At 40.7% G+C, this 7,585-nt stretch carries 9 protein-coding genes and 1 pseudogene; 2 read left to right on the top strand and 8 right to left on the bottom strand.

From position 1 onward, the window contains the following. Nucleotides 1–479 precede the first annotated feature (479 nt). Nucleotides 480–968 carry a TIGR00725 family protein gene (locus RMY32_RS01705; RefSeq protein WP_322711706.1) on the bottom strand — a complete coding sequence of 163 codons (489 nt, stop codon included), beginning with the start codon at nucleotides 966–968 and terminating at the stop codon, nucleotides 480–482. Between the two features lie 195 nt (nucleotides 969–1,163). Continuing rightward, the gene (locus RMY32_RS01700) at nucleotides 1,164–1,439 is read right to left on the bottom strand and encodes a UBP-type zinc finger domain-containing protein (protein WP_322711704.1); all 276 of its coding nucleotides are present in this window, start codon (nucleotides 1,437–1,439) and stop codon (nucleotides 1,164–1,166) included. 252 nt (nucleotides 1,440–1,691) lie between these two features. Between RMY32_RS01700 and RMY32_RS01695 the strand changes: the two genes are divergently transcribed. Together RMY32_RS01695 and RMY32_RS01690 are read left to right on the top strand one after the other, a co-directional pair. Continuing rightward, nucleotides 1,692–3,452, top strand: a complete 1,761-nt coding sequence (locus RMY32_RS01695; RefSeq protein ID WP_322711703.1) for a Rieske (2Fe-2S) protein — start codon at nucleotides 1,692–1,694, stop codon at nucleotides 3,450–3,452. After that, complete coding sequence (locus RMY32_RS01690; protein ID WP_409882167.1) at nucleotides 3,449–4,189, top strand: gamma-glutamyl-gamma-aminobutyrate hydrolase family protein; 741 nt, start codon at nucleotides 3,449–3,451, stop codon at nucleotides 4,187–4,189. Before RMY32_RS01695 ends, RMY32_RS01690 begins: the two co-directional genes overlap by 4 nt. A gap of 401 nt (nucleotides 4,190–4,590) precedes the next feature. Here RMY32_RS01690 and RMY32_RS01685 read toward each other — a convergent pair whose 3' ends face one another. The 6 genes and pseudogenes from RMY32_RS01685 to RMY32_RS01660 all read right to left on the bottom strand — a co-directional run. After that, complete coding sequence (locus tag RMY32_RS01685; RefSeq protein ID WP_322692030.1) at nucleotides 4,591–5,055, bottom strand: cupin domain-containing protein; 465 nt, start codon at nucleotides 5,053–5,055, stop codon at nucleotides 4,591–4,593. Nucleotides 5,056–5,159: 104 nt separating this feature from the next. Next, nucleotides 5,160–5,306 carry a hypothetical protein gene (locus tag RMY32_RS01680; RefSeq protein ID WP_322711700.1) on the bottom strand — a complete coding sequence of 49 codons (147 nt, stop codon included), beginning with the start codon at nucleotides 5,304–5,306 and terminating at the stop codon, nucleotides 5,160–5,162. 420 nt (nucleotides 5,307–5,726) lie between these two features. Further along, a complete protein-coding gene (locus RMY32_RS01675) occupies nucleotides 5,727–5,903 on the bottom strand; it encodes a hypothetical protein (RefSeq protein WP_322711699.1) in 177 nt (58 codons plus the stop codon). Nucleotides 5,904–6,095: 192 nt separating this feature from the next. Then, the gene (locus tag RMY32_RS01670) at nucleotides 6,096–6,665 is read right to left on the bottom strand and encodes a hypothetical protein (protein ID WP_322711697.1); all 570 of its coding nucleotides are present in this window, start codon (nucleotides 6,663–6,665) and stop codon (nucleotides 6,096–6,098) included. Between the two features lie 146 nt (nucleotides 6,666–6,811). Continuing rightward, on the bottom strand, nucleotides 6,812–7,018 hold the full coding sequence (locus RMY32_RS01665) for a high light inducible protein (RefSeq protein WP_322673011.1): 207 nt from the start codon (nucleotides 7,016–7,018) through the stop codon (nucleotides 6,812–6,814). A 263-nt stretch (nucleotides 7,019–7,281) separates the two neighbouring features. Further along, nucleotides 7,282–7,585: pseudogene (locus RMY32_RS01660) on the bottom strand (hypothetical protein); the annotation flags it as partial.

The following is a 7,585-nucleotide window of genomic DNA, read 5'->3' as shown; positions in this document are numbered from 1 at the left end:
CTCTTCTTTACAAGCTTTACGCGAGCGCATCCAAGAAATCTTCGACCAACTCACATTTGAGCAGGTAATTTCTGTCTCTTCTTATAACTTTATCTTGGAAGCTCTATTCTATGCAGCTTCATATTAATTTGGTATTAGTTGTCAATATTCATGTCTAAGACGGGCTAGCGCCTACGCAGAATGAAGAAATCTTAGAAGATAACTGCAAAGTGCGATCGCTGTTTTTATTGCCAACTCCCATCAGTTCTTTTATAGTTAATGCTTGTGAAGTAATAAACCCTGTAGTTATGATTGGTGGATGTCGTCTATTAGCATCTTTGCTCTCTGATTTTCACTGCGGCGACTATGGCCTATTCCAGAAATTTAGACGGCTAGACGATGTAGCATAATACGAGTCATAACGCCATATATTGCCGCTTCACTCATTTTAGGACAAATAATTAGTTAATGTACGCGATCAGAATTTACTGATTTACCAATTAGTATAAAATTGTTTTGGCAGTAGCGATCGCCCGCTCTACACTCTCCACAATATAAACATTTTCTGGCGACAATTTTTTAAAGAAAAGTTTACTTTCTTCATCATTATTCAACAAAATTACTTGCTTATTTGCTTTCAAAGCTAGAGCAATTTCTGAAGCAGTTCCTGCACCTATACCGCAAGCAATCACCAAATCGCTGCTAAGAACATTAATATTGTTTCTAGAATTACCCATGTCTGTGAAAATAGCAATATCTACCCAAGAGGATATACCATCCTGATTCTTACCTGGAAGAATACCAATAGTTAAACCATCAGCAGATTTTGCACCTTTACTTACTGCATCCATTACCCCTACATTTCTACCACCAGTGAGTAAAATCCATCCTTGTTTGGCAATAAGTTGACCTAATATATAAGCATTTTGTAAATCATTGGCTGTCGCATTTTCTCCCCTACCCATAACCCCAATAATAATTCTTCGCATAAAATTTCGGATGATACTGGTTTTCAACAACAGTTGAAAGCGGTTTCCCTGAAAAGGCGATCCCCTCTCTTGAGGGTGTTAGAGTTCATCGTCTGTAACATCTGCGATTCAACACTCACCGAAGGAGCTACTTTTTCCTGAAACTGCAAGCGTCTCCAGTTCCTCTGCACTCTTTCGATCCTGTATTGCCTCACTTTAATAGTTTTTTGCCTGCTCATCCAAAAAACACCATAACCACTGTTCTCCTAACTCAGCCGAGCTAATTACTAAATGTCCAGTTTCTTCATAATGCCGTCGAGCATGTTGATGAAGAGAAGAATCACAGCACAGCATCTTGCCGCAACTTTGACAAATACGGAGATGTACCCAGCGACCGTTTATTTTAATACACTCTTCACAACGAAATACTGGGTAGTTTGCTTTAGAAATCAGAGTCTCCGCAGTCAGATTATCTAAATGTTCGCAGATCATAGGAGTTTGAATGAGAGGTTAATCAGAGTATATATTAGTGCAGCGAAACACAGCTAATTTTGTCAGTTAAGTAATAAACCTGACAACCTTCGACATCACCAGCCAAAATTCGGTCATGCGCTTTGTAGTCGCAGTAGTACTCAGTCGCTTCGAGTATATTAACAAAAATTAGTATTGTACAAATGGTCGAAAAAAGAAAAAATTTGTCAGAGTAGAAGCAAGGCTTTTGATATTTACTTGTGTGTAAATTAAATGACTCAAATATTTAAAGAAACGACCAAGAAAGACAATTATACCCGTGTTGCTCAACTTACAGATGTTCAGGCAGCAGGCAGTTTGGTAATCCGCAAAGAAAAGCATACTATTGTCTTGTTTTACTCAGACAATAAAGTTTATGCAATTGATAACCGTTGTCCCCACATGGGTTTTCCCCTACACGGTAGCACTTGCAAGGATGGTATTGTTACCTGCCCTTGGCATTATGCCCGCTTTGATATAGCTAGTGGTGGAACCTTTGACTCTTGGGCAGATGATGTGCCGGCATTTCCTGTAGAAATCCGTGATGGTGAAGTTTGGGTGAATTTAGCACCGCCAGTTAATCTCCATGCCCACCACCGCCAACGCCTTGAAGATGGTTTAGAGCAGAGTATTTCCTTGGTGATTGCCAAATCAACGATCGCACTGTTAGATATAGAAGTAAATCCGGCTGAACCATTTCAAATCGGGCTACAATTTGGCACTCGTTATAACAAAACAGGTTGGAGTGCAGGTTTAACTATCCATACCTGCACGATTAATCTTTTACCTTATCTGGATGAAGAAGACAAACCCCGTGCTTTATTTCACGGACTTTCGGCAGTCGCGAATGATAGTGCAGGCGCACCGCCTTTGTTTGTCGTTCAGCCGTTGCCTAACTCTACAGTTGATTTTCCGACTCTTAAAAGCTGGTTTTGCCAGTTTATTGAGGTACGGGATAGTGAAGCCGCACAAAGATGTCTGGTATCTGCGATTCGCTCAGGGGCTAATTTAGAGCAAGTTGCGGATATGCTGTTTTCATCGGCTACAGATCATCGTTATCTCGACATTGGGCATACCCTTGATTTTATTAACAAAGCACTGGAAGCACTTGATATTGTTGGTTGGCAAGCTGCGGAATCTGTTCTACCTAGCTTAGTTTCGGGTTTAGCTAGTGCATCCCGGATGGAAGAATCTAATTCCTGGCGCTACCCTGTAGACTTGGTGGCAATATTAGAGTCGGCTTTTGAGCAATTACCCAATGTTTTAAATGCGGGAAAATCTCAACGAGGAACTTGGGCAAACTCGGAGCAATTAATACCAATTTTATTAGGTGAAGACCCACAAGCGATCGCCGACTTGCTACTGAATGCCCTAGAAGCTGGTTGTACAGAAGAACAATTAGCAAGTGTAGTTACTTATACGGCAGCACTGCGTGTAGCTCGTTTTAATACTAACAATGACTTTGGAGATTGGAATTCCGCACATCATCCATTCACTTTTGCAAACGCTGTGCATCAAGGTTTACGACGAGTGCCAACAGTAGAACTACTCAGAGGCGTATTTGATGCGGCGATGAGTGTTTATTTGAATCGTTTTTTGAATGTACCACCAGCACGACTTCCAGAACCCAAAGACTCTGCTGTAAATCCCGAAGAATTGCTCCAGCAGCTACCCGATTTATTAAATCGTCAACAGCAAGTTAACCAGACAGGTCAATTAGTGGCTAATTATTTATATAGTGGTGGCAAGCCTGAAAGACTGATGGCGATGCTAGGGAAAATGATGCTCAGAGAAAACCGTGATTTTCATGTTATTCAAGAAATAGAAGCCGCTTTTCGTCAGTATTCCCTATTAGGTGACACTCCTGCTGGGGTTCATGTATTAGTTGCTGCTGCTCGGTATCTAGCAGCCCATTCTCCCACAATGCGATCGCAAGCACAAACCTATCAAATCGCTTATCGTTTACATAAAGGCGATCGTTTATTTGAGGAATGATGAGTAGAAAATCTCGAAAACCATTGATTGGAATTACAACTTACGGTCGCCTTGCACCATTACCATTTTCTCTGCCAAGCGAATATATAGATGCAGTCCGTAAAGCAGGTGGCATTCCCATATTATTACCACCAGGAGAAATTGAACTTGGAATACTTTTAGATTCTTTGGATGGTTTAATCATCTCTGGTGGTGGAGATATTCACCCTGCTTGCTACAATGGTTTTGCTCATCCGACCATTTATTCTGTCGATCGCGAACGTGATGCTTTTGAATTGCAGCTTGGCAAGTTAGCTCTTGAACGTCATCTGCCGATATTAGGTATTTGTCGGGGTTTACAAATTCTTATCGTTGCCAGTGGAGGTACTCTAATTCCTCACATTCCAGATGTTTACGGTACATGTGCATTACATCGTCTAGAGCCTGAACCTGGACGACGTTTACATACAGAACATCTCGTCACGATAGATGGAGAGAGCCTTTTAGCTGAGTGTTTACAGAATTCTCGCATATCTGTAGTTTCTTGGCATCATCAAGCAGTAGATAAAGTACCGCCTGGTTGGCAGGTTGTTGCTCATGCCTGGGATGATGGAGTCATTGAAGCTGTGGAGCACGAACATCATCCTTGGGCAATTGGTGTACAATGGCATCCTGAGCTTTCAATTCTCGATCCCAGTAATCAAAAACTTTTTTTAGCTCTCGTTCAGGCTGCACATATAAGACAGGAATGCCACTAATATCATGTCCAGTTAAAGACTTATCATTAGGAGGGCAGGGGAGCAGAGGAGCTTCAGGTGCAAGGGAAAAGCGCTTTTGGGCTTTCTGCATAGATTTGGCAAGCAAAACTAATTAGCCGGACTTGATATAAGATTAGGACTTACGCACTGAAGCCTGAAACCTAGATCCCCCCTAGCCCACGCCAGTCGCTCATGGGGGAAACCCCCAAGACCGCGCTGGCTCCCCTTAAAAAGGGGGGAACTTCTAAAGCCCCCTTTTTAAGGGGGTTGGGGGATCTGAGTGCATAAGTCCTGAAGATATTCAAAACCAATACCTTTTCCCTTTTCCCTTTCCCCTTTAACCGAACCGTATTGAGTGTCGTTCTTCTTCGGTTGATACTTTCAAGTAACACCGCCAAGAATTAAATCTCTACTGGCTCCTGATCGAATTTCCGCATCAATTCTACAAGAGCATCTCGGTCTGGAGTCTGTCCTTCCTTGAGCAGTTCGGCTAACCCTTCAAAATACTTTTCGCGTTCTCCTGCTGGACAAAACATGATTAATAATTTTGCAGGCTGAGTTCCTCGGTTAGCGAATGTATGAGGCGTATTACGTGGAACTAATACAAATGCCCCTGGTTGCCCCTGCACTATCTGATTTCCAACTTGAATTTCTACTTCTCCTTCTAATACATAAAACATTTCTTCCATTTGTCGATGAATATGCAGTACCGGGGCAGTTCCACCTGGTTGTATTAAGTTTTCAAACAATCCTAAGTGACCATGAGTATCAGCACCAACTACTTTAAATGTTATTTCGCTATTACCAGTAGTTAGATGATTACCTTCTCCTGGCATTAACACAATTTCTTTAACTGGTAAACTCATCAATACTCCTACTTATAAAAAGGTTATTTTTAAATCTTTAATTTAGAGGATTAAGCGTTTCTTCAATCAATCACTACTAGATTATATTTGTATTCTGTTAGAAATTATAAACTCAAACATCCCTCAATAGATAAGTTTTCTACAATATAACCGTAGGTTTTCATTTTGAGTTTGTCTAAAAGCTTGTTCGCTACCAAAAATGGTAACTTCAGAGAACCGCCAAACTTCTCCTCCAGTCCATACTCCGCCAATTAGCCGTGCTATGGTATTAAGTTAATAGCGTTCTAGTGCTGTTTTAAACTAAACCACATCTAGTTTGCATAATCTGAAATTGTACATTTATTGTGGGGTGGGCGTCTCGCCCGCCCAATATATGCAAGTTAAATGTGGAACAGCTTATAGCAACAGTCAAGGTGGTTAGGACATCAACAGACGATAAAACTTAGACACAAAAAGGCTTTTCACCCAGTCCCCAGTCCCCAGTCCCTTGCTATATTTGCCAAAACTAGAACTGCTCCTCCATCATAAGAAAAGTATGGCAGTGCTTTTACCCCAATAAGGGCTTTTGATAAACTAAAAGCACCACCATACATTTTGCTGAGGATCTTGTTATATTTGAAATTATTCAATGCGCTCAAACAAACCAAAACTTCCTACTTTAATAAATCGGATTAAAACCGAATAAGTCCGTAATAAGCACTTGCAGCAACTAAAACAATTGTTAATACTCCCAAAGTTATGCTAAGTATAAATTGGATAGAGGTTTTTTGATTTAGAGCTTCTTTGCTTCCACCTTCAAGTGTTGTCCGTTCGGTGTTGTTAGAATTGGTTATGTTGTCAGTTTTCATGTTTTTATCCTGTTTGATTATTTATTACAATTTTGCCTTGAATCCGAAAAATTACATCTAACTTTAGGATTAACAAAAAAGGTAGAAATAGCTAGATGGAATTGAACCTAATACCAATTCAAAATTCACGCATTCAAATTTCATGCATTAAGAAAGCCAGACAGAACAAGTTTTAAATGTTTGAAAAAAGCGCTAATTTACCCCACCATTTGAAGCCTGCGGGGAATCATAAACGCCCCAATATTCAATACCCCGATCGCGTAATATGAGTTCAACACGATGAATTTCTTCTTCTGAGCCTTCTAGTATGAGCAAATAATAACTCTGCTGGAGGCGATCGCTATAAACTCTGGCTCGTTCTTCAGGGATGCCTAAATCACCTAATGCTTTCAGTAAATTCTGATTTGCTGCGGCTCCGACAGCAACACCTGCGATGCTACTAACCAATGCTACACCTACGGAACCTGCTGCTAGCACAGCTCCTAAACCGGGAAGTGCTAAACTACTCAAACCAAGTAACGCGCTACCCCAAGTAGTTGCTGTCAACGTGTCTCCTACGGCTCCGGTTGTATCGACATCTCGATCGCCAATGCGATCGCTTATTTGCGCCTCACCTAAGTTTTCACCTTGCTCTACATCTTTAGCAATAACAGAAACTTTTTCCATAGAAAAATTTGCAGTTTTCAATTCATTAATTGCCTGCTCTATTCCTTGAGAATTCGCAAATACTCCTAATGCATGTATTGTGTTTTTAGTTATCATATTTTTCTCCTTTAGATTATTGTATTCGTGCGTCCATATATAACCTCGGCATTAGACTCTAATTCACGAGTAAGTTTATTACAACGCCCCTAAATTGGTATTTCTTGAATTATTTCCCCAAGGGGGGATAATTCATCAGTGAAGAATTAGCGAACCAAGTGGAGTACGTCACGCACTAAACTATAGCCAGCTAAATCCCAAAGTACGTAAGAAATAAAGCCAATCATCGCTAAACGCCCGTTCCACAATTCTTGTTGCGGATTCCATCCAAAAATCCAAGCATTGCGATCGACACCGTTATAGGCTTTAGCTTCAGTAGATAATTCAACCACTTTGTTAGTTTCAGTTGCCATTGCAAATATTCCTGAATAACTCTACTACACCCACATCTTAGTTACTATTACGGTTACAGTTCTCTGTCTATTGGGGAATCTGAAAGCGTCACGGGAAGTATCCCAGGGTATTGTCTAGACTTTTGATAGTTTCGACTAAAAAGCATTAGTAACTTGCTCCAAAAAGCTTATCAAACCTCATTTTTAGCCGTTTAGCTACTTCAGAATAAACTTTCAAATGACGCAATCTCCTAATGCTATTTACTTTTTTTATAAACAGTCTCTTAGTCTAATTCATTCCTCAAGACAGATGCAAAAGCAGATTTGATTGAACCTCCGGCTTCCTTGATTTTCTGGGCGATGGGTTGCTCATTATGCAAAAACACACGCGCACAATTACGTCCCGGCAAACCGGAAATTGAACCACCCGGATGAGTTCCAGCACCAGTAATACCAATTAAAAATGAATCTGCATATAATGGGGAGAAGCAAACTAGGTAAGTTAACAGAACCATGAGCCGCCCATTTAAAATTGCGATCGCCGAGAGCGAAGAGGAACTGAAAAAACGCCTACAAACAGTGTCTTCA

The sequence above is a fragment of the Nostoc sp. ChiSLP03a genome, assembly GCF_034531215.2.
Classification (GTDB): Bacteria; Cyanobacteriota; Cyanobacteriia; order Cyanobacteriales; family Nostocaceae; genus Nostoc.
The sequence above is the reverse complement of the archived record's forward strand: the minus strand, read 5'-3'. Positions and strand labels throughout refer to the sequence as shown.